The organism is Bifidobacterium amazonense (assembly GCF_018555435.2).
Taxonomy (GTDB): domain Bacteria; phylum Actinomycetota; class Actinomycetes; order Actinomycetales; family Bifidobacteriaceae; genus Bifidobacterium; species Bifidobacterium amazonense.
The window spans coordinates 22,165-43,266 of sequence record NZ_JAFEJT020000019.1 but is presented as its reverse complement, the minus strand read 5'-3'; the positions used below and the strand labels follow the sequence as shown (position 1 = coordinate 43,266).

At 67.2% G+C, this 21,102-nt stretch carries 18 protein-coding genes; all 18 read right to left on the bottom strand.

The features are described from left to right. Nucleotides 1–28: 28 nt before the first annotated feature. Nucleotides 29–1,351 (bottom strand): tyrosine--tRNA ligase, encoded by a 1,323-nt coding sequence (gene tyrS / locus JS533_RS06130; RefSeq protein WP_241513565.1) that lies wholly within the window; start codon nt 1,349–1,351, stop codon nt 29–31. 108 nt (nt 1,352–1,459) lie between these two features. Beyond that, complete coding sequence (locus tag JS533_RS06125; RefSeq protein WP_241513564.1) at nt 1,460–2,323, bottom strand: putative ABC transporter permease; 864 nt, start codon at nt 2,321–2,323, stop codon at nt 1,460–1,462. 3 nt (nt 2,324–2,326) lie between these two features. Further along, complete coding sequence (locus tag JS533_RS06120) at nt 2,327–2,839, bottom strand: HD domain-containing protein (protein WP_241513563.1); 513 nt, start codon at nt 2,837–2,839, stop codon at nt 2,327–2,329. Nucleotides 2,840–2,990: 151 nt separating this feature from the next. After that, complete coding sequence (locus JS533_RS06115; RefSeq protein WP_241513562.1) at nt 2,991–4,241, bottom strand: DsrE/DsrF/DrsH-like family protein; 1,251 nt, start codon at nt 4,239–4,241, stop codon at nt 2,991–2,993. A gap of 142 nt (nt 4,242–4,383) precedes the next feature. After that, nucleotides 4,384–5,193 carry a HesA/MoeB/ThiF family protein gene (locus JS533_RS06110; protein ID WP_241513561.1) on the bottom strand — a complete coding sequence of 270 codons (810 nt, stop codon included), beginning with the start codon at nt 5,191–5,193 and terminating at the stop codon, nt 4,384–4,386. A 236-nt stretch (nt 5,194–5,429) separates the two neighbouring features. Continuing rightward, on the bottom strand, nt 5,430–6,923 hold the full coding sequence (gene argH / locus JS533_RS06105) for an argininosuccinate lyase (protein WP_241513560.1): 1,494 nt from the start codon (nt 6,921–6,923) through the stop codon (nt 5,430–5,432). Nucleotides 6,924–7,090: 167 nt separating this feature from the next. After that, a complete protein-coding gene (locus tag JS533_RS06100; protein WP_033493202.1) occupies nt 7,091–8,329 on the bottom strand; it encodes an argininosuccinate synthase in 1,239 nt (412 codons plus the stop codon). Between the two features lie 79 nt (nt 8,330–8,408). Beyond that, nucleotides 8,409–8,921, bottom strand: coding sequence for an arginine repressor (locus JS533_RS06095; protein WP_241513559.1), 513 nt, complete (start codon nt 8,919–8,921; stop codon nt 8,409–8,411). Nucleotides 8,922–8,925: 4 nt separating this feature from the next. Beyond that, a complete protein-coding gene (gene argF, locus JS533_RS06090; protein ID WP_241513558.1) occupies nt 8,926–9,891 on the bottom strand; it encodes an ornithine carbamoyltransferase in 966 nt (321 codons plus the stop codon). Between the two features lie 69 nt (nt 9,892–9,960). Continuing rightward, on the bottom strand, nt 9,961–11,256 hold the full coding sequence (locus tag JS533_RS06085; RefSeq protein WP_241513557.1) for an acetylornithine transaminase: 1,296 nt from the start codon (nt 11,254–11,256) through the stop codon (nt 9,961–9,963). Next, nucleotides 11,246–12,202 (bottom strand): acetylglutamate kinase, encoded by a 957-nt coding sequence (gene argB, locus JS533_RS06080; RefSeq protein WP_241513556.1) that lies wholly within the window; start codon nt 12,200–12,202, stop codon nt 11,246–11,248. Before argB ends, JS533_RS06085 begins: the two co-directional genes overlap by 11 nt. A gap of 151 nt (nt 12,203–12,353) precedes the next feature. Next, entirely contained in the window at nt 12,354–13,526 is a 1,173-nt protein-coding gene (gene argJ, locus JS533_RS06075) for a bifunctional glutamate N-acetyltransferase/amino-acid acetyltransferase ArgJ (protein WP_241513555.1), read from the bottom strand. After that, on the bottom strand, nt 13,523–14,617 hold the full coding sequence (gene argC / locus JS533_RS06070) for an N-acetyl-gamma-glutamyl-phosphate reductase (protein ID WP_241513554.1): 1,095 nt from the start codon (nt 14,615–14,617) through the stop codon (nt 13,523–13,525). The genes argJ and argC overlap by 4 nt, the downstream gene beginning before the upstream one ends. 143 nt (nt 14,618–14,760) lie before the next feature. Further along, complete coding sequence (locus JS533_RS06065; protein ID WP_241513553.1) at nt 14,761–15,477, bottom strand: hypothetical protein; 717 nt, start codon at nt 15,475–15,477, stop codon at nt 14,761–14,763. Nucleotides 15,478–15,579: 102 nt separating this feature from the next. Then, nucleotides 15,580–18,186: a phenylalanine--tRNA ligase subunit beta gene (gene pheT / locus JS533_RS06060; protein WP_241513552.1), complete on the bottom strand. Its 2,607-nt coding sequence runs from the start codon at nt 18,184–18,186 to the stop codon at nt 15,580–15,582. 8 nt (nt 18,187–18,194) lie between these two features. Beyond that, entirely contained in the window at nt 18,195–19,250 is a 1,056-nt protein-coding gene (pheS, locus tag JS533_RS06055) for a phenylalanine--tRNA ligase subunit alpha (protein ID WP_420838627.1), read from the bottom strand. Between the two features lie 145 nt (nt 19,251–19,395). Continuing rightward, nucleotides 19,396–20,280: a TrmH family RNA methyltransferase gene (locus tag JS533_RS06050; protein ID WP_241513550.1), complete on the bottom strand. Its 885-nt coding sequence runs from the start codon at nt 20,278–20,280 to the stop codon at nt 19,396–19,398. A gap of 133 nt (nt 20,281–20,413) precedes the next feature. Continuing rightward, on the bottom strand, nt 20,414–21,097 hold the full coding sequence (locus JS533_RS06045; RefSeq protein WP_241513549.1) for an ABC transporter ATP-binding protein: 684 nt from the start codon (nt 21,095–21,097) through the stop codon (nt 20,414–20,416). Nucleotides 21,098–21,102 lie beyond the last annotated feature (5 nt).

The window sequence follows — 21,102 nt, the reverse complement described above, 5'->3', positions numbered from 1 at the left end:
GGGGTTGCCCCCACTACAAAACTGTGATTCAGTGCCGTTCGGCGGCGCCGAGGGCCTTCTTGCCGCGGCGGATCAGCGCGAAACGGCCGTGCAGGAAGTCGGCCTCGCCAAGCGTCTGCTCCTCGTCCTCCACACGGTTGTTGTTGAGGTACACGCCGCCGGACTTGACCGCGCGACGGGCTTCGGAGATCGACTTGAACAGTCCGGCCTTCACGCCGGCCTCGACCACGCGGTCGCCCGCGGCCACGGCCGCGAACGCCTTCTCGCCGTTCTCGCCTTCGACCTTGAGCCCGTCGATCGCGGCCTCGAGCGTGTCCTCGTCGATCGTGCCCAGGTCGCCACCGCGGCCGAACAGCGCGGCCGACGCGTCGATCGCGGCCTGCGTGGCGGCCTCGCCGTGCACGAAGCTCGTGACCTCCCATGCGAGCGTGCGCTGCGCCTCGCGGGCGCCCGGATTGGTCTTCGACTCCTCCACCAGACGTTCGATCTCGGCCTTCGGCAGGAAGGTGAACGCCTTGAGCAGGCTTTCCATCTCCACGTCGGGGCGGTTGAACCAGAACTGGTAGAACTTGTAGGGGCTGAGCATGGTGCCGTCGAGCCAGACGGCGTTGCCTTCGGACTTGCCAAACTTCTTGCCGCTCGCGTCGGTGATGATCGGGCTGGTGAACACGTTCACGCTCGTGCCGCGAACCTTGCGGATCAGGTCCATGCCGCTGGTGAGGTTGCCCCACTGGTCGGAGCCGCCGATCTCCAGCGTGCAGCCGTACTCGTCGTACAGGTGCAGGAAGTCGTTGCCCTGCAGCACCTGGTAGCTGAACTCGGTGAAGGAGATGCCGTCCTCCGAATTGAGGCGGCGGGCGACCGTGTCCTTGGCGAGCATGGTGCCGAGGCGGAAGTTCTTGCCGACGTCGCGCAGGAAGTCGATGACGGACATCTGCGCGGTCCAGTCGTAGTTGGAGACGAAGCGCACCGGGTTGTCGCCCTCGGTTTCGAGGATGCCGCCGATCTGGTTCTTGAGACGCTCGGCCCAGCCGGCCACGACGTCCTTCGGGTTGAGCGTGCGCTCGCCCGACTGGCGCGGGTCGCCGATCAGGCCGGTGGCGCCGCCGACCAGCGCGATCGGGTGATGCCCGGCCATCTGCAGGTGGCGCATGTTGATGAGCTGGACGAGGTTGCCGATGTGCAGGGACGCGGCGGTCGGATCGAACCCGCAATAATAGGTGATCGGCTCCCCGTTCAGCGCTTCGGCGAGCTGATCGCGGTCGGTGGACTGCGAGATCAACCCGCGCCATTCCAGTTCATCGAGGACGGAGTCGAATCCGGCCTCCTTGAAATCGATGACGTGAGCCATAACTGTGGTGTCTCCCTATCAAATTGTGGGTTTTATGCGCCTATCAGTCTCGCAGAACAGGCCGACAGCGGCCGACGGCCGGCGTGCTACGCCCCCTCGGACGGAACGTCAGCCCTTGCGGCCGCGGTACATCCTGTCGAAGGCGTCGCGCAGCTGCTGGAGCGCCTCGTTGTTGCGTTCGGTGCGCAGACGCGGGAACGAGGCGATCATGCGCCGCTGCTGGCGGTTGAACACGGAATCCGCGGTCTCCCGGATCTTGAGCATGAACTCGGCCGACATCTCGCGGCCGGACTGCAACGGCCCGTTCATCGCGCCGCCGACCATGTCGTTCACCTTGTCTCCGACCAGGCCGCCGACCCTGCCGGACGCGCCGCCGACCGCGTCGACCGCGTCGCCGACTCTCTCGCGCATCGCGTCGCCGTACTTGGCGACGATCGCGGACAGCTGGTCGAGGCTCTGCTCGAAGTTGACGATGCCGGCCACGGTCACGATCGTATCGACGACGATCAGCACCAGGCACACGAAGCTCACCCAGTGGATCACCGGCAGCGGGATCATGCCGGTGACGTGCGCGACCCACGGCTGCACGCCGTCGACGATCGCCACGCCGCCGATGCCGAACACGATCGCGCCCAGCAGGCAGATGCGGCCGTTGAGATTGAACCGGAAATGCGAGTAGTCCCACCATCGCGCGTGGAACAGCTTCTCCATGGCCCACGACGTGACGTATTCGAGCGCGCACGCGCCCAGCGAGGAGACGGCGAACAGCACCGCCGGATTGCGGATGCCGCCCAGCAGTTCGACGCCGAGCACCGCGCCGGTGCCGTAGATCGGGCACAGCGGGCCGTTGAGGAACCCGCGGTTGACGGGGCGGCGTTCCTTGACGGAGACGAGGATCGACTCATACACCCAGCCGCAGAAGCTGTAGAACAGGAACCAGAGGAAGACGTATTCGAGGTGCAGCAGCGTCATGGCTCACTTCCCCGCATGTTCGGCGCCGTGCGCCAACGCCGGCCGGTTGAACCGTTTGAGGCTGATCGTCTCGCGTGTGGCGCTCACCTTGTCGGCCACGGTGACCAGATAGCCTTCGATGTAGCTGGGCGGCGTGGGCGTCATCGGGAACATGTGGTGGGCGATCGAGTCGCGTTCGATCGCGTTGAGCCGGAAGTCGCGCAGCGCGTTGCGCAGGGCGGTGCGTCCGTGCGTGAAGCCGTGCAGGCGGTGGTCGCCGTCGTCCCAGTCATGCCAGTCGTACAGGAAGTAGTCGTGCAGCAGCGCGGCGCGGATCAGCGAGCGCAGGTCGACGCGGTCCCACAGGCGCAGCCGGTCGGCGAACCATACGGCAAGGCAGGCGACGCGGATGGAGTGCGCGAACGTGGTGATGCAGCCGTGCTGGTAGCAGCCGCGTTCGATGTGCATGTGCTCGTGTTCGATGATGTCGTGCCCGTGCTCGTTGACCAATGCGCGTATCTGGTTGCGTGTCAGCACCGCTTGTCTCCTGCCGTCCGATGTTCGCTCGTGTTCCGGGCTGCGTGTCCCGCCGGCCCGTCTCATCGGGCACGATTGTATGACACCCGGCTAACCGTCGGCGTCGTTCGGCGGGATGATCGACGGCCGGACGAGTTCAGGCCGGACGAGTTCAGACGAACAGGCTCATGTCGCTGGTTTCGCCTGCGCCGAGGAACGTGCTCACGCCGCCGAGTTCGATGCCGTCGATGAGCTCCTCCTTGCGGATGCCCATGATGTCCATCGACATCTGGCAGGCGACGAGCCGCACGCCGTGGTCGGTGGCCTGCCTCATGAGCTCCTCGAGCGAGGCGACGTTCTTCGACTTCATGATCCAGCGGATCATCTTCGCGCCGATGCCGCCCATGTTCATGCGGCTCAGACCCAGTTGTTTGGTGCCGCGCGGCATCATGAAGCCGAACATGCGCTCGACGAGGTTCTTGGTCACGCGCACGCGCTTGGGCTTGCGCAGGATGTTGAGTCCCCAGAACGTGAAGAAGACGGTGACCTTGCGGCCCATCGCGGCCGCGCCGTTGGCCATGATGAACACGGCGATGGTCTTGTCGAGGTCGCCGCTGAAGACGACGAACGTCTTGTCGTGCAGCGTGTCGCCGCCGGGTTGCATCGCGACGGCCGTTGCGGCGGGCGTGGCGGACGAGGACGATGCGGCGGCGGCCGCGCCCTTCTCGAGTTCGGCGTGGATGATGCCGTCCCCGTTGTCGCGCGTCAGGCTGAGCAGCGTGTTGCCGGTGCGTTCGGCCCATACGGCGATGTCGGAGCAGAACGCATCCTCGGTGGCCTCGACGGTGAGCCTGGTGCCGGCCGGTTCGGGGCGCAGCGCGTCAGCGACGGCCACGATCGGCCCGGGGCATTTAAGGCCTTTCGCATCGACGTGCAGCGTCTTGGGAGCTGCAGCGGGGCGCGACGATGGCGCAGCGGCGTCATCCGTTGCGGTGGCTACGGTCGTCGTGTCCGTCTCGACTGACGCAGCGGTTAAGGTCGACGCCGCGGCCGCATCGTCGGCATTATCGGCGGCCTCATCGTCCGCGTATCCAGCGTCACGCAACGCGGCGAATCCGCCGTCCAGATTGATCGCATCGTAGCCGCGGTCGGCGAGGATCTCGCATACCTGCTCGCTCCAGTCGCCCACGCGGCAGAACACGACGACCGGCTTGCCGGCCGGCACCGATCCGAGCCTCTGGCCGATGGTCTCGAACGGAATGTTGATCGCGTCCCGCACCGGATGCACGAGCACCTCGTCCGGCTCTCGCAGGTCCAGCAACGTGACCGTATCGTGGTCGAGCGCGGCGAATTCAGCCGGCGTGATGTGCCGGTAGTCGTCCGTATCGTCGCCGCCGAGTCCCCCATGCAGTGCGATGGCCATATCGGTTCCCCCTTCAACTGTCTCAAGACTGATGCATCCCTTTTCGACTCCCCCTGTCAGAGGCGCTGCCGGAAAGCCGAGAAGGATGTCACACCCATCACATTACGTCAGCCGACGCACATGACGGGCGAACGGCCGCGTTTCAGATCGCGCACGCCGGCTGGACGTACCGTGCCGGATCGAGCGACGTGATGGTCGGATGGTCGCCGCACACCGCGCAGTCGGGCACGCGCTCCGGCAACGGCACGCGGCGCACGTTCATGGTGAGCGCGTCGACGGTGAGCATGCGGCCGATGAGCGGCTCCCCCACGCCGACGATGAGCTTGACCGCCTCGGTGGCCTCGAGGCTGCCGATCACGCCGACGACCGCGCCGAGCACGCCCGCCTCCTTGCAGGTCGGCACCTCGCCGGCCGGTGGCATCTCCTCGAAGATGCAGCGGTAGCACGGGCCTTCGCCCGGCACCACGTCCATGAGCTGTCCGGCGAATCCGACGACGCCGGCGTGGATGAACGGCTTGCCGGCAAGCACGCACGCGTCGTTGATGAGGAACTTCGTGGCGAAGTTGTCGGTGGCGTCGATGACGAGATCGTACGGTTCGATGAGCGCGGCGATGTTGCCGGCATCGACGAGCCCGTCGTGCTCATCGACGGTGACGTCGGGGTTGAGCGCGCGGATGGCCGCGGCGGCCGACGCTACCTTGGGGGTGCCGACGCGGACGGTGGCGTGGATGATCTGACGCTGCAGGTTGCTCAGATCGACCACGTCGCCGTCCGCGAGTCCGATGCGGCCGACGCCGGCGGCGGCGAGGTACAGCGCGACCGGCGAGCCGAGGCCGCCCGCGCCGATGATGAGCACGCTGGCGGCCAGCAGCCGCTTCTGGCCTTTCGCGCCGACTCCGTTGAGGATCAGGTGCCGGGCGTAGCGTTCCAGCTGTTCGTCGTTCATCGTCATACGATCATCCCCATCGTTCGTCGCGGATACTTTTTCTCGGCTCCCCTTGCCAGGACGGTGCCGTGAAGCAAACAGCAGAGCTGTTTGTAGGCACCGTGCGAGACGACAGTCGAGCCAACACAACGCGTGCGCAGCACGTCCATAATTGCAGAATGAGCTGTCACGAAGTGGCTGAGGGGTAGTCACACCCTTCTCGCCGTCAATCCCGACAACGGACCAGTGTCTACCCCTCGATCCTACTTCTGCAGCAGCGCCTCCGGCGACTTGTACGCCGGACCGTCCGACACGGAGTTCGCGAACGCGCGCAGCGTTTCGATCGACGTCTTCGCGGCGACGATCTGCTCGCGCACACGCAGCGGCGACGTGCCGCCCTTGCCGTTGCGGGCGGAAACGGAGCCTTCGGTGGAGAGCACCTCGCGCACCTTCGGCGCGAGCTCGGCCGGCAGGAAGTCCTTGAACACGTCGACGAAGTCCTCGTCGGTCAGATCCCACAGCTCCTGGCCGCGGCCTTCGGCGAGCTTGACGCACGCGCCGGACAGTTCGTGCGCGTGACGGAACGGCACGCCGTTCTTGACGAGCCATTCGGCGATGTCGGTGGCGAGTGCGAAGCCGGTCGGAGCCTCCGCTTCGAGACGGTCGTGGTCGAACCGCATGGTGGCGACCATGCCGGTGAACGCGGGCAGGAGCACCTCAAGCGTGTCGACCTGGTCGAACACGGCCTCCTTGTCCTCCTGCAGATCGCGGGCGTATGCGGTGGGCAGGCCCTTGAGCGTGGCGAGCAGGCCGGTCAGGTCGCCGATGAGGCGGCCGGACTTGCCGCGCGCGAGCTCGGCGATGTCCGGGTTCTTCTTCTGCGGCATGATCGACGAGCCGGTCGAATACGCGTCGTCGAGCTTGACGAACGCGAATTCCTGCGTGTTCCAGATGATGATCTCTTCGGAAAGTCGGGAGATGTCGACGCCGGTCATGGCGGCGATGAACGCGAATTCGGCGACGAGGTCGCGCGAGGCGGTGCCGTCGATCGAGTTGGCGGTCACGTTCGAGAAGCCGAGTTCGCGGGCGACCGCGACCGGTTCGAGGCCGAGCGTGTTGCCGGCGAGCGCGCCGGAGCCGTACGGGCTGGCGTCGATGCGCTTGTCCCAGTCGGCGAGGCGCTGCACGTCGCGCAGGATCGGCCAGACGTGGGCCATGAGCTGGTGCGCGAGCAGGACGGGCTGGGCGTGCTGCATATGCGTGCGGCCGGGCATGACGGTGCGGCCGGCGGCGACGGACTGTTCGATGAGCGCGGAGGCGAGCTGCAGCAGCAGCTTGGCGATGACGCGGCTGTGGCGGCGCAGCCACATGCGGATCAGGCAGGCGATCTGGTCGTTGCGGGAGCGGCCGGCGCGGAGCTTGCCGCCGAGTTCGTCGCCGGCGATGGCGAGCAGGCCGCGTTCGAGCGCGGTGGCCTCGTCCTCGTCGTCCTCGATCGGGGCGAACGCGCCGGAGTCGACGCGGCGCTGCAGTTCGTCGAGCGCGTTCTCCATGCGGTTGAGCTCGTCGGCGGTGAGCAGGCCGGCGCGGCCGAGGGCGCGTGCGTGGGCGCGCGAGCCGGCGATGTCGTCGTCGGCGAGCCTCCAGTCGAACTGGGTGGACTTGCTCAGACGGGCGAGTTCCGGCGACGGGCCGGAGGTGAAACGGCCGCCCCACAGGGCGAGATGCTCGGTGTTCTGCTCGGCGCTGTCAGCCATGCGTATACTCCTTGTGCTTGTTGGCTTCTCATGCTCGTAAACCATAGAAAGCCTATCAGTGTCCGTAACCATTCATGCGGGCGTCTCTGCCTGCCATAAGACGCGCAAAGGCTCCCCTTCGCGAAGGGGAGCCTTTGGCAGGCGTTATCGTCCCGATGGGATCGACGTCACTCGACGGCGTTCTCCGGCACTTCGATGCCGTTGCCGAAGCGCACGTCGCGGGCGGCGGCCACGCGGCTCGGCAGGCCGTAGATGTCGATGAAGCCGTTGGAGGACTTCTGGTCGAACGTGTCGCCGGAATCGTAGGTGGCGAGCTTGTAGTCGTACAGCGAGGAGTCGGAGCGACGTCCGGTGACGACGGCGCGGCCGCCGTGCAGGGTCATGCGGATCTCGCCGGAGACGTACTTCTGGGTCTCCTCGATGAACGCGTTGAGCGAGCGGACGGCCGGGGAGAACCACTGCGCGTCGTAGACCAGCTCGGCCCAGCGCTTGTCGATGTCGCGCTTGATGCGGTGCTGCTCACGTTCGAGGCAGCAGTTCTCGAGCTCCTGATGCGCGGTGATGAGCGCGATGGCGCCCGGGGCCTCGTACAGCTCGCGGGACTTGATGCCGACCAGACGGTCCTCGATCAGGTCGATGCGGCCGATGCCCTGTGCGCCGGCGCGGCGGTTCATCTCCTCGATGGCCTGCAGCGGGGTGACGTCGCGGCCGTCGATCTTGACCGGGATGCCCTGCTTGAACTCGATGGTCACCTCGTCCTCGACCGGCGGGAACGCCGGGTCGTCGGTGTAGGAGTAGCAGTCCTTGGTCGGCGCGTTCCACGGGTCCTCGAGGAAGCCGGTCTCGATGGCGCGGCCCCACACGTTCTGGTCGATGGAGTACGGGCTCTTCTCGGTCTGGGTGATCGGCAGCTTGTGCTCCTTGGCGAACGCGATCTCAACGTCGCGGGTCAGGGACAGGTCGCGGATCGGGCTGATGGCCTTGAGCGTCGGGTCGATGGAGGCGATGGACACCTCGAAGCGCACCTGGTCATTGCCCTTGCCGGTGCAGCCGTGCGAGATCGTGTCGGCGCCGAACTGGTGGGCGGCGCGCACGAGGTGCTTGGAGATGAGCGGACGGGAGATGGCGGAGACCAGCGGGTAAACGCCTTCGTACAGCGCGTTGGCCTTGAGGGCCATCATGCAGTACTCGTCGGCGAACTCGTCGCGCGCGTCGACCACGTAGGATTCGACGGCGCCGCAGGCGAGGGCGCGCTGCTTGATGGTCTCGAGGCTTTCGCCGCCCTGGCCGACGTCGAGGGAGACGGCCACGACGTCCTTGCCGGTGCGTTCCTTGAGGTAGGAGATGGCGACGGACGTGTCCAGACCGCCGGAGTACGCGAGTACGATGCGCTTGTTATCGCTCATGATTGCCTTTCTGTAAAGTCAGCTGACGCAAGTATATGCACAAGTCTGTATATTTATGCAATACCGGCGCGTCGGGGTCTCAGTTCTTGGACGCGATCGACAGCAGCCACTTCGCGCGCGCGGACGCGGTGTCGTCGTCGCTGCAGATCGCCATCACCGTGTCGTCGCCGGCGATCGTGCCGAGCACGCCGTCGATCGGCTGCTTGTCGATCACGCTGGCCACGTACTGCGCGGCGCCGGATGGCGTGTGCACGACGATGATGTTCCGCGCGGACGCGACCGACGTGACCAGTCCGCCGAGCACTTTGGCCATCTGCTGCTCGGCCTTTTCGCCGACGCCGGCGGCCTGGTGCACGCTATGGTCGCCCACCGTGTAGGCGATGGTGCCGTCCGCGAGCCGCGTCTTCATCGCGTTGATCTCGTCGAGATCGCGGCTGAGCGTGGCCTGCGTCACGTCGATCCCCTCGTCGGAGAGAATGCCGGAGAGCTGCGACTGCGACGTGATGATGTGGTTGAGCAGGATCTCCTCGATCACGCTCAACCGCGCGGCCCTCGTCGTGGGCCGCTGCAACGGCGTATTGGAATCAGTCATAGCGTCAGGCGAGCAGGCTCTCGTCGCCGCGCTGCTGGCCGACGAGCCAGGTCAGGAGCGCCTTCTGCGCGTGCAGGCGGTTCTCGGCCTCGTCCCACACCACGGACTGCGGTCCGTCGATCACCGATTCGGTGACCTCCTTGCCGCGGTAGGCGGGCAGGCAGTGCTGGAACAACGCGTCCGGCTTGGCGAGCGCCATGAGCTCGTCGTTGACCTGATAGTCCCAGAACGGCTTGGAACGGATCGCGTACTCGGCCTCCTCTCCCATCGAGACCCACGTGTCGGTGAAGATGCAGTCGGCGTCGGCCACGGCCTCGCGCGGGTCGGTGGTCACGAGGATCGAACCGCCGTTCTCGGCGGCGATGCGCTCGGCGTCGGCGACGATGTCCTTGCGCGGCAGGTAGCCGTACGGGCCGGCCACGCGCACGTGCATGCCGGCGACGGCACCGGCCAGCAGGTACGAGTTGGCCATGTTGTTGGCCGCGTCGCCCACGTAGGCGATGGTCTTGCCGGCGAGCGCGTCCACGCCGCCGCGGAACTGGGCGATGGTCAGGAAGTCGGCGAGCACCTGGCAGGGGTGGAAGTCGTCGGTCAGGGCGTTGACGACCGGGCAGGTGGCGTACTTGGCCATCTCCTCGACGCGGTCCTGGCCGAAGGTGCGCCAGACGATGCCGTACGCCATGCGGGTGAGCACGCGGGCGGTGTCGGCGACCGGCTCGCCGCGGCCGAGCTGGGAGCCGGACTTGTCGATGACGAGCGGATAGCCGCCGAGTTCGGCGACGCCGATGGAGAAGCTGGAGCGGGTGCGGGTGCTGGGCTTGTCGAACAGCACGGCGACGGCCTGCGGGCCGGCGAACGGCTGCTTGTAGAAGCGGTTCTCGCGGAACTTCATGCCGAGTTCGAGGACCTGCTTCTGCTCCTCGTGGTTGAGATCGTCGTCGCGCAGCATGTGACGAAGCTGACCGGTCATTGGTACTCCTTGTTACGTGGGTTACGTGTTCGATTGTTGCGGTTGATGCGATTGCCGACGCGTGTACCGTCAGTCGTTGGGCAGATCGTCGGGGATGCGCGCGAGGATCGCGAGCGCCTGGTCGATGTCCTGTTCGGTGACGTTGAGCGGCGGGGCGAAGCGCAGCGCGTCCGGCGCGACCGCGTTGACGATCAGGCCGTGTTCGAGCGCCCAGTTCATCGCGGCGTGGGCGCACGGGTGGCTCAGCTGGGCCGCGTCGAGCAGGCCACGGCCGCGCGTGGAGGCGAACAGCGGGTTGCCGGTGGCCATGATGCCCTCGCGCAGCTGCCTGCCACGCTCCTCGGCGTTGGCGACGAGGTGCTCGTCCTCGATCACGCCGATGGTGGCCAGGCCCGCGGCCGCGCCGAGCGGGTTGCCGGCGAAGGTGGAGCCGTGAGAGCCGGGGGTGAACAGCGCGGAGAGCTTGGAGCCGAAGGCGATCATGCCGCCCATCGGGAAGCCGCCGGCCACGCCCTTGGCGAAGGTGACCATGTCGGGGGTGACGCCGCCGGAGAGGTCCTCGCGCTGGAATGCGAACCACTTGCCGGTGCGGCCCATGCCGGTCTGCACCTCGTCGATGATGAGCAGCGCGTGGTTGATGTCGCACATCTGGCGGATCTTCTTGACGTAGTCCGCGCCGAGCGGGCGCACGCCGGCCTCGCCCTGGATGAGCTCCATGATGACCGCGGCGACCGGGCCTTTGCCGTAATGGCCCTTGCCGGTCTGCGAGAACGCCTCGTACAGGGCCATCGGGTTGCCGGCCTCGACGAATTCGATGCCGGGCACGAGCGGCTCGAACGGGGTGCGGATGGCGGGCTTCCAGGTGGCGGACAGCGCGCCGAGCGTGCGGCCGTGGAAGCCGTGGGTGAGCGCGATGATGCGCGCCGGCTTGCCGCCCATGTCGGGCAGGGCGCCGGGCAGGGTGCGCCCGTACAGCTTGGCGAGCTTGATGGCCGCCTCGTTGCCTTCCGCGCCCGAGTTGCCGAAGTAGACGTGCGAGCCTTCCGGCGCGCCGGCGAGTTCGACGAGCTTGGCGGCGAGCTTGATCTGCGGCTCGGTGGCGAAGTAGTTGCTGGTGTGCGCGACCTTCGCGGCCTGCTCGGAGACGGCCTTGACCCACTTGGGGTGCGCGTAGCCGATCGAGTTGACGGCGATGCCGGCGAGGAAGTCGAGGTATTCGTTGCCGTCGACGTCCCAGATGTGCGTGCCCTGGCCGTGGTCGAGCACGCGCAACGGCGTGCCGAACACGTTCATGTGCACCTGGGAGTACTCCCCCAGCCATTTGGAGTCTTTGGACCCCAGCGTTTCCGTGTGCTCAGTAACCATACGAACTCCTCATTTCGACGCCGTCCTCGGGCACGACCATGGTGCCGATGCCGGCGCTGGTGAAAATCTCGTTCAGGATCGAATGCGGCTTGCGGCCATCGATGATGTGGGCCTTCGGCACCCCGCCGTCGATGGCGCGCACGCACGCCTCCATCTTCGGTCGCATGCCGGACTCGAGGTCGGGCAGCATGTCGCGCAGGTTCTCCACGCCGATGCGGCCGATCAGCGAGTTGCGGTCGGGCCAGTCGGCGTACAGGCCGTCCACGTCGGTCAGAATGACGAGCTTGCTGGCGCCCAGCGCGGCGGCGAGTGCGGCGGCTGCCGAGTCGGCGTTCACGTTGAGCACTTCGGTCGCGTCGTCCTCGTTCGGCGCGACGGACGAGACGACCGGGATGCGTCCGGCGGCGATCAGGTCCTCGACGGCGGACGCGTCGACGCTCACGACGTCGCCGACGAGGCCGATGTCGGTGGGCTTGCCGTCGATGACGGGCTTGCGCTGCATGGCGGAGAACAGGCCGCCGTCCTCGCCGGACAGGCCGACGGCGAGCGGGCCGTGCGCGTTGATCAGGCCGACCAGTTCACGCGACACCTTGCCGGTGAGGACCATGCGCACCACGTCCATCGCCTCGGGCGTGGTGACGCGCAGGCCGCCCTTGAACTCGGACTTGATGCCGAGCGCCTTGAGCATCTGCGAGATCTGCGGGCCGCCGCCGTGCACCACGACCGGGTGCAGGCCGACCTGCCGCAGGAAGACCATATCCTCGGCGAAGCATTGCTTCAGATGGTCGTCGATCATCGCGTTGCCGCCGTATTTGATGACGATGCGCTTGCCGGCGAACTCCTCGAGCCACGGGAGCGCCTCGATGAGCACTTCCGCCTTCTGGTCGGCGCGCAGGTCGGTGTGCACGTCGAAGTGGAACCCCGGTCCCTTCAGTTCTGTTGCCATTGTCTTCTTTCTTACTGATGTATCTATGGCCTAGCCCCACACGAGGTCCGGTGGCCGGCATCCGTCGCCCGACCGTATGACTTGGCCGAGCGGCCCGGAGCGTGTCGGGCGATGGAGGCCGGCTGCCGGACCGTCACACCCGTCGGCCTGGTCAGCTTTCGTAGTCGGCGTTGATGTGGACGTATTCGTGGGTCAGGTCGTCGGTCCAGACGGTGGCGGCCGCCTCTCCCGCATTCAGGTCGATGTCGATGTGGACTTCGCGCGGGGTCATGTCGACCTCGCTGCGGTCGCGTCCGGCGCCGCCGTTCTCGCAGATGCGCACGCCGTTGACGTCGACGGTCACCTTGTTCGAGTCGTAGGGGGCGACGTCGACCGGCACGGTGCCGAGCGAGGAGACGATGCGCCCCCAGTTCGGGTCGTTGCCGCTGATCGCGCACTTGAGCAGGTTGGATGCGGCGACCGCACGGCCGCAGGCCAACGCGGCCTCTTCGCTGGTCGCGCCGGTGACGGTGATGCGGATGTCGTGGCTGGCGCCCTCGCCGTCGCCGATGATCTGGCGGGCAAGCGACGCGCACGCGTCGGCGACGAGTGCATTGAACTCGTCCGGATCGGGTTCGACGCCCGAGGCCCCGGAGGCGAGCAACAGCACGGTGTCGTTGGTGGACATGCAGCCGTCCACGTCGATGCGGTTGAACGACGTGTCGACGCCGGCGGAGAGCGCGGCCTGCAGCTGTCCGGCCGTGACGACGGCGTCGGTGGTGATGACGCACAGCATGGTGGCCAGCTGCGGGGCGATCATGCCCGAGCCCTTGACCATGCCGCCGATGCGCCAGCCGGCCTTGCTTTCGAACGTGACGGTCTTCGGCTTGGTGTCGGTGGTCATGATCGCATGCGAGGCGTCCGCGCCGGCTTCGGCGGTGTCGGCCAGCGCAGCGTAGGCGCTGCGGGCGCCGGCGAGCACGTTGTCGAGCGGCAGCAGCTCGCCGATCAGGCCGGTGGAGCATACGGCGATGTCGTTCGCGTCCGCGCCGACGAGCGACGCGACGGTTTCGGCGGTGGCCTGGGACTGCGCGTAGCCGGCCTCGCCGGTGCACGCATTGGCGCCGCCCGAGTTGAGGATCACGGCCTTGATATGCCCGTCGGCCACGGCCTTGCGGCTCCACTGCACGGGGGCCGCGCAGAAACGGTTGAAGGTGAACACGCCGGCGGCCGCGTCCAGCGGGCCGTTGTTGACGACGAGCGCCAGATCCTTCTTGCCTTCGACGGCGGAAATGCCCGCGACCACGCCGGCCGCGGAGAAGCCTTGTGCGAATGTGACGCTCACGGTGCTACTCCGATCTTGGTAAGGCCCGCGTCCTCCGGCAGGCCGAGTGCGATGTTCAGGGATTGGACGGCCTGTCCCGCGGTGCCGCGGTTGAGGTTGTCGATGGCGGCGAAGGCGAGCAGGCGACCGGCCTTGCGGTCGGCGGCGACCTGGATGTGGGCCGCGTTGGAGCCGACGATGTTGGCCGTGGCAGGCAGCGTGCCGGCCGGCAGCACGTTCATGAAGTCCTGTCCGGCGTAGGCGTCGAGCCATACCTTGCGGATCTCGTCGTCGCTCATCGCGGCGGCCTTCTCGCTCATCTTCGCGGAGACGACGGCGAGGATGCCGCGCGACATCGGCACGAGGATCGGCGTGAAGCCGAGCGTGAACCGGGCCGCGTCGGCCGCACCGAGACCTGCGGCGTGCGCGAGGTTCTGCAGGATCTCGGGGATGTGCCGGTGGGTGCCGCCCACGCCGTAGGGCACGGCGGAGCCGAGCGCCTCGGCGGCCAGTAGATTGGTGCGCTTGAGGTTCTTGCCGGCGCCCGAATAGCCGACGGCGAGGTCGGCGACGATGCTGTCCGGTTCGATGAGTCCTTCGGCGACTCCCGGCTGCATGGCGAGCGTGACGGCGGTCACGTTGCAGCCCGGGCCCGCGATGCGCTTGGCGCCCGGCAGGGTCTCGCGCTGGCGTCGGTACGTGCCGTCGGCCTCCTTGCCGACGATGAGTTCGGGCATGCCGTACGTCCAGTGTTCGTAGAAGTCGCCGCCGTAGTATTCGTCCCACGCGGTCTTTTCCTCGAGCCTGTGGTCGGCGCCGAGGTCGACGACCACGGCGTGGGGGTCGAGTTGGGCGGCCAGTGCGCCGGACGCGCCGTGCGGCAGCGCGAGGATGATGACGTCGTGGCCGTTGAGCGCCTCGGGCGTGGTGTCCTCGACGGTCAGGTCGGCCAGCTGCGGGATGTGCGGCATGTGCTTGCCCAGCTTGTCCCCCACCGACGAATGGCCGGCCACGCAGGTGACCTCGAAGTCGGGATGCGCGGCCAGAATGCGCAGCGCCTCGCCTCCCGCGTATCCGGTCGCACCTGCCACGGCTACCGTATGCTTCGCCATGTCATGTCTCTTTTCCTTGATGTACGTGAACATCACGACACTATACACTTTATGCAGAACATTGCATAACTATGCAGTGTCGTTTTCGAGACATGCCGCATTCCGCCACGTCGGCGCACGCCATGCCGTGGCGCCGGCCGGCGTCACGCGCTGATCGGACCGTCCCCCGTGCCGCCGGTGCCGGCCGTACCGCCTTCGATCATGTTGAGCATCTCCTGGTAGTAGTCGAGCACGCTCATGCCGTTCATCACCAGCCATACGCTCATGATCGTGAAGAACACGTTGACGAACACGGCGATGAACGCCAGCCAGAAGCCCTTCATGTTCAGCGTGCGCGTACGCCACATCGAGATCGCGCCCATCACGGCCGGCAGCACCGGCACCGGGAAGAACAGCGCGCATACGAGCGCGATGATCGCATACGCGTCCCAGTGGCCGTACAGCGGGTTCTGCCGCGGATCGTTGACGTCGATGCCGTGGAAGTAGCGCGGCGTGTGCCCGTCGGCCGTCTGCTGGGGCTGCTGCGGCTGCGGGAACTGCTGCATATACGGCGGCCGCCCGTATCCCGCGTTGCCCTGCGCCGGCTGCCGGCCGGACGCCGCGTACGGATCGGACTGCGCGTAGCCGGCGTTCGACGGTGCCGCCGGGCCCATGCTCGGTTGGGCGTTCGCGGCCGGCGTGGCCGGCGTCGGATCCGGGGCGCCGTACACGTACGGGTTGTACCCTGCCGGATACTGGCTGACCATGGCGCCGTATTCCGGCTGCTGGTACTGCCCGTACTGCGGAGCGCCGTTCGGCGTCGCCCCGGCGGTCTGGCCTTCGCCCGGCTGATCGCCGTTCGTGTTCTGGGAATCGGTCATGGTCACCATCCTTGCATGGTCGTCATATCAATGATGGGGCTTTCCCCTTGCGGCGGAAAGCCCCATCTCATATCGTGCGGCTGCGCTCCGCGCGATCAGCGATCAGGCGCGCAGCTGGGCGCCGAGTTCGGCGGCGCTGTCGACGATCGTCTTGCGGATCGTCTCGCTGTCCTCGGCCGTCAGCGTGCGGTCGGGCGCGCGGAAGACGACTGCGAACGCAAGCGACTTCAGTCCCTCGCCGATCTGGTCGCCGGTGAACACGTCGAACAGTTCGATCGACTCGAGCGCGTCGCCCGCGGCCTTGCGGATCACGTCCGCCAGCTGGGCCGCACTCACCGAGGAAGGCACGGTGAACGCGAGATCCTGCTTGACCGGCGGGAACGTGGAGATCGGCTTGGCCTGGACCGGCTTGCCGTCGAGCGTGGCGAACAGCGCGTCCAGGTCGAGCTCGAACGCGGCCGAATGGGCCGGGAAGCCGAGCGCCTCGTTGACGTGCGGGTGCAGCTCGCCGACCATGCCGACGAACGTGTCGCCGGCCATGACGCGCGCGGCGCGGCCCGGATGCCACTGGGCGGGCACGTCGGCCGCGGCCGGCTGGTCGAACGTCAGTCCGGCGCCCAGCAGCTTGGAGATGCGCTGCACCGCTTCGGCGGCGTCGCTCCAGTCGACCGCGCGCTTGTCGCCGAGCCAGCCGCTGTGTTCGGCCAGCCCGGTGAAGATGCCGGCGACGTGCATCGGCTGCTTGGGCAGGCCGGCGTCGAGCGCGGCGAGCTGCTCGTCGGTCGGCTTGATGCCGCCCGGCAGGGCCGGGATGGCCGGCGCGTTCGGATCCCACAGGTAGACGTGGCCGATCTCGTACAGGCTGATGTTCTCGAGGCCGCGACGCAGGTTGAGCTGCACGGTGCCGGCCAGCGTCGGCAGGATGTCGCGGCGCAGGAACGGACGGTTGCCGGCCAAGGGGTTCGCGACCTCGACGCTCACGCGCTTGATCGCCTCCGCGTCGTAGCCGAACTCCTTGTACTCCTCGTCGCCGATGAACGGGTAGCTGAGCGCCTCGACCATGCCGTATTCGGCCAGTTCGTTGGCGATCTGGCGGCGGTGGCGCTGCTCGGAGGTCAGTCCGACCGCGTCCTTGACCGGCGCCGGCGGCACGGTGACGGGGATCTCGTCGTAGCCGACGAGTCGGGCCACCTCCTCGACCAGGTCGCACGGTTCGTTCAGGTCCGGACGCCAGCTCGGCGCGGTCACGGAGAACTCGCCGTTGCCGCCGCCGGCCACGCGGCAGCCGATGTCGGTGAGGATGTCGCTGATGCGGTTCACGTCAAGGTTCAGGCCGGCCACGCGGGCGACCTCGCTGGCCTTGAAGTGGATCGGGCGGCGGAAGACGACGTTGTTCACGTCGGCCGGATGCTCGCTCGGCTCGCCGTCGCCGTAGCGCGAGAGCAGGTCGGCGGCCATCTGCGCGGCGGCCGGCTGCAGCTGCGTGTCGACGCCGCGCTCGAAGCGGCGGGACGCCTCGGACGGGATCTTGTGGCGGCGTGCGGAACGCGCGACGGTCACTTGGTCGAAGTGCGCGGCCTCGAGCAGGATGTTCTTGGTCTCCGCGGTGACCTCGCCGTACAGTCCGCCCATCACGCCGGCGATGCCGAGGATGCGCGAGCCGCGTTCGCCGTTCGGCGAATCGGTGATGAGCAGGTCCTCGACGCTCAGGTCGTGCTTTTTGCCGTCGAGCGTGGTCAGCTGCTCGCCTTCGTGGGCGCGGCGCACGACGATCGGGCCTTCGATCTTGTCCATGTCGTACGCGTGCATCGGCTGGCCGAGGTCGAGCATCACGTAGTTGGTCACGTCCACGGCGAGCGAGATGGAGCGCATGCCGGCGCGGGTCAGGCGGCGGCGCATCCAGTTCGGCGTGTGGGCGGCCGGGTTGAAGCCGCGCACGGCGCGCGCGTAGTAGCGGTCGCAGCCGGTCACGCCGTGGATCGGGTTCTGGTCGTCGATGACGACCTCGATGTCGGGCTTGACGTTCGGGTCGCCGGTCGCGGCCGGGGCCTTCTCGCCGTACTCGATCGCCGGGTCGACGTACGCCGCGCCGGTCGAATGATGGTATTCGCGCGCGACGCCGCGGTAGGAGAACGCGTAACCGCGGTCCGGCGTGATGTTGATCTCGAGCAGCGGCTGGTCGAGGTGCAGCAGGTGCATCGCGTCGTCGCCGGGCTTGAGCGCGTCGTATTCGGCGGGGGTGAAGCCGTAGTTGCGCAGCAGGATGATGCCGTCGTGGTTGTCGCCGAGGCCGAGCTCGCGCTCGGAGGCGCACATGCCGTTGGAGATGTGGCCGTAGGTCTTGCGCGGCTCGATCTTGAAGTCGCCCGGCAGCACGGCGCCCGGCAGCGTGACGACGACCTTCTCGCCGGCCTTCATGTTGGGCGCGCCGCAGATGATGCCGCGCGGCACCTTGTTGCCGTTCTCGTCGGTCTCATTCCATTCGGGGCCGCAGTCGACGTGGCACCAGTTGATGACCTTGCCGTTCTTCTGCGGTTCCGGGGTGGCGTCCACCACGTAGCCGACGACGATCGGACCGGTCACCTGCGAGGCGTGGATCTCCTCCTCCTCGAGGCCGACGCGCACGAGGTCCTTGGCGAGCTGCTCATAGGTGAGGTCCGCGGGAACCTCGACGTGGTCCTTGAGCCAATCGATATCGATCATGGGCATGGGCTATCTCACTCCCCCATCACAAACTGTTCGCTGAATCGCACGTCGCCTTCCACGAGGTCGTGCATGTCGTTGATGTCGTGGCGCAGCAGCAGCGTGCGCTCGATGCCGACGCCGAACGCGAAGCCGGTGTACACGTCCGGGTCGATGCCGGCGGACTTGAGCACGTTCGGGTTGACCATGCCGCAGCCGCCCCATTCGAGCCAGCCTGCGCCGCCCTTCTTGTCGGGGAACCACAGGTCGAGCTCGGCGCTCGGCTCGGTGAACGGGAAGTAGCTCGGGCGCAGACGGGTCTTCGCCTCGGGGCCGAACATGGCGACGGCGAGCTTGTCGAGCACGCCCTTCAAGTCGGCCATGGTCAGGTGCTTGTCGACGGCGAGCGCCTCGCACTGGTGGAAGACCGGCGTGTGGGTGGCGTCGAGCTCGTCGGTGCGGAACACGCGGCCCGGGGAGGCGATGTACAGCGGCACGCCGCGGGTGATGAGCGCGCGGACCTGGTCGGACGAGGTCTGAGTGCGCACGATCATGTTGGAGCCGACGAAGCCGGCGGCGTCCTTGGCCTGGTTGCCCTTGACGTAGAACGTGTCCTGCATCTGGCGGGCCGGATGGTCGGGACCGAAGTTGAGCGCGTCGAAGTTGTACCATTCGGTCTCCACTTCGGGGCCGGCGGAGATCTGCCAGCCCATCGAGGTGAAGAAGTCCTCGACGTCCTCGATGACCTTGGAGATCGGGTGGCGCGCGCCGAGCGGCTTGCGCTCGACGGGCAGCGTCATGTCGACGGTTTCGGCGGCGAGCGCCTTGGCCTCTTCGTCGGCCTTGACCTGCGTCTCCTTGGCGCCGAACGCGCGGCCGAAGTCGGCGCGCAGCTTGCTCATGAGCTTGCCGGCGTCCTTCTTCTGGTCGACGGGCAAGGCTCCGATGCCCTTGCTGGCGAGGGTCAGCGCCGAGATGACCTCGCTTTTGATGGATTTCAGTTCCTCCGAGCTGGAGGCGTTCTCGATTCTGGCAATGCCGTCGGTCACCGCATCGGTCACCGACTGGGCATCGAATTGCGCTTCTGCCACGAGCACCCTTTCCTTGACTTGCACGCGTCACATGCGTGAAAACATGCGTTTTTCAAGCGTTTTACCAACTGTCCATTGTTCCCAGACGACTCGACATAGAACGGCCGTGAGGGTTCGCATCAGCCGATGCGCGGAACCGTTCCCGTCACCGCGTCATGGCGAGGCTCATGAGCATCACCGCGGCGGACGTGCCGAGGTTGAGCGATTCGGCCTTGCCGTAGATCGGGATGGACACGATGCGGTCCGACTGCGTGAGGATCGCCTCGGGCAGGCCGCGCGCCTCGTTGCCGAACAGGATCGCCTCGCCGGCCGGGCTTGCGCCGGCGGCCTTCGCGTCGCGTCGTTCGGCGAGCACATCCGGCAGGGATTCGGGGGTGCGGCCGTCCATGCCGTACACGTCGGCTGCGGTCACGGCCATGTTCTGTTTGCGCGACCAGTCAAGGAACTCGTCGGTCGCCATCGCGACGACGGGCAGATGGAACAGCGATCCGGCGGTGGAACGGATGACCTTCGGGTTGAACGGGTCGACGCATTCGTCGACGAGCACGACCGCGTCGCATCCGGCCGCGTCGGCCGCGCGGATCACCGTGCCCGCGTTGCCGGGGTCGCGCACCTGCCAGAACGCGGCGACGAACGGCTCGCCGTCGCCGTCGTGCCTCGTCTCGTCGTAGCGCAGCACCTCGCGCATGGCGTCCATGTCGCCGACCGCGGCGATGCCCTGCGCGTCGGAGCTGATCTTGTTCATGACGTCACGGGTCGCCTTGTGCACGTAGACGCCGGACTGCAGCGCCTTGCCGGCGATCTTCGCGATGGTCGGGTTGGCGAACGGCGAGTCCGGATCGCTGCCGGCGGCCTCGACGTACAGGTCGCGCACGACCTCGGGCTGCCACAGGACGGCCTCACGCACGGACTGCGGTCCTTCGATCAGGAACTTCCCGTACCGTTCGCGGCTGCGACGGTTGGCGAGATCGGATACACGACGGATGCGTTCGGCCTTCACATTGGCCAGTACTTCAGCGGAAATCGGCATACCCGCCACCCTACCCCATCCCCGCGCCCGCGAAACCGTCCATGTTGCCGCGCTGCCACGCCATGCCCGGCAACGCAACAGGCCCCTCCGGCCGCGGTGGATCCGTGACCGGAGGGGCTTGAACCCGACGGCGCTACCTGCGCCGCAGCGGGGCCAGTTCGAACACCTCGTCGCTGGCGGCCGCCACTTCGGGCGAATGCGTGACGATGATCACGCACACGTTCTGCTCGTGGGCGAGCGTGCGGAAGATCGACATGATGTCCTCCTGCGTGCCGAGGTCGAGGTTGCCGGTCGGCTCGTCGGCCACGATCACGGACGGTCCGTAGCTCAGGGCCCGGGCGATCGCCACGCGCTGCTGTTCGCCGCCGGACAGGTGCAGGATGCGCTCGTTGGCGTATTCGGCCGGCAGATGCACCTGCTCGAGCAGCTTGACGGCGAGCTCCTTCTTGGGCTGGTCGAACTTCTTGCCGGAGGCGTCCATGGAGAGCATGATGTTCTCCGCGACGGTCAGCTGCGGCAGCAGGTTGAAGCTTTGGAAGATCACGCCGATGTCGTGGCTGCGGTAGTCGTAGCGGTCCTGCTTGGCGAGGTCCTTGCCGTTGTACAGCACCTTGCCTTCGGTGGGGTTGGCGAGGCCGGAGATGAGCGAGAGCATCGTGGTCTTGCCCGCGCCGGACGGTCCGGTGATGGAGTGCACTTCGCCGGTACGGAAGGAGTGCGTGATGTCGCGCAGCACCTTCTTGCCGCCCTTGGTGTAGGAGTAGCTGACGTGGTCGAGTTCGAGGATGGGCTTGGTTTCGTTGGTTTCGGTGGTCATGATGA

Bases quoted from the DNA above. Each gene is read 5' to 3' on its own strand.
- tyrS (WP_241513565.1), bottom strand. From the start codon at position 1,351: ATGGCTCACGTCATCGATTTCAAGGAGGCCGGATTCGACTCCGTCCTC.
- JS533_RS06045 (WP_241513549.1), bottom strand. From the start codon at position 21,097: ATGACCACCGAAACCAACGAAACCAAGCCCATCCTCGAACTCGACCAC.
- JS533_RS06065 (WP_241513553.1), bottom strand. From the start codon at position 15,477: ATGACCGATTCCCAGAACACGAACGGCGATCAGCCGGGCGAAGGCCAG.
- JS533_RS06125 (WP_241513564.1), bottom strand. From the start codon at position 2,323: ATGACGCTGCTGCACCTCGAATACGTCTTCCTCTGGTTCCTGTTCTAC.
- JS533_RS06100 (WP_033493202.1), bottom strand. From the start codon at position 8,329: ATGAGCGATAACAAGCGCATCGTACTCGCGTACTCCGGCGGTCTGGAC.
- argC (WP_241513554.1), bottom strand. From the start codon at position 14,617: ATGGCGAAGCATACGGTAGCCGTGGCAGGTGCGACCGGATACGCGGGA.
- argH (WP_241513560.1), bottom strand. From the start codon at position 6,923: ATGGCTGACAGCGCCGAGCAGAACACCGAGCATCTCGCCCTGTGGGGC.
- argB (WP_241513556.1), bottom strand. From the start codon at position 12,202: ATGGCAACAGAACTGAAGGGACCGGGGTTCCACTTCGACGTGCACACC.
- JS533_RS06115 (WP_241513562.1), bottom strand. From the start codon at position 4,241: ATGGCCATCGCACTGCATGGGGGACTCGGCGGCGACGATACGGACGAC.
- JS533_RS06050 (WP_241513550.1), bottom strand. From the start codon at position 20,280: ATGCCGATTTCCGCTGAAGTACTGGCCAATGTGAAGGCCGAACGCATC.
- JS533_RS06110 (WP_241513561.1), bottom strand. From the start codon at position 5,193: ATGACGATGAACGACGAACAGCTGGAACGCTACGCCCGGCACCTGATC.
- pheT (WP_241513552.1), bottom strand. From the start codon at position 18,186: ATGCCCATGATCGATATCGATTGGCTCAAGGACCACGTCGAGGTTCCC.
- JS533_RS06085 (WP_241513557.1), bottom strand. From the start codon at position 11,256: ATGGTTACTGAGCACACGGAAACGCTGGGGTCCAAAGACTCCAAATGG.
- JS533_RS06095 (WP_241513559.1), bottom strand. From the start codon at position 8,921: ATGACTGATTCCAATACGCCGTTGCAGCGGCCCACGACGAGGGCCGCG.
- argF (WP_241513558.1), bottom strand. From the start codon at position 9,891: ATGACCGGTCAGCTTCGTCACATGCTGCGCGACGACGATCTCAACCAC.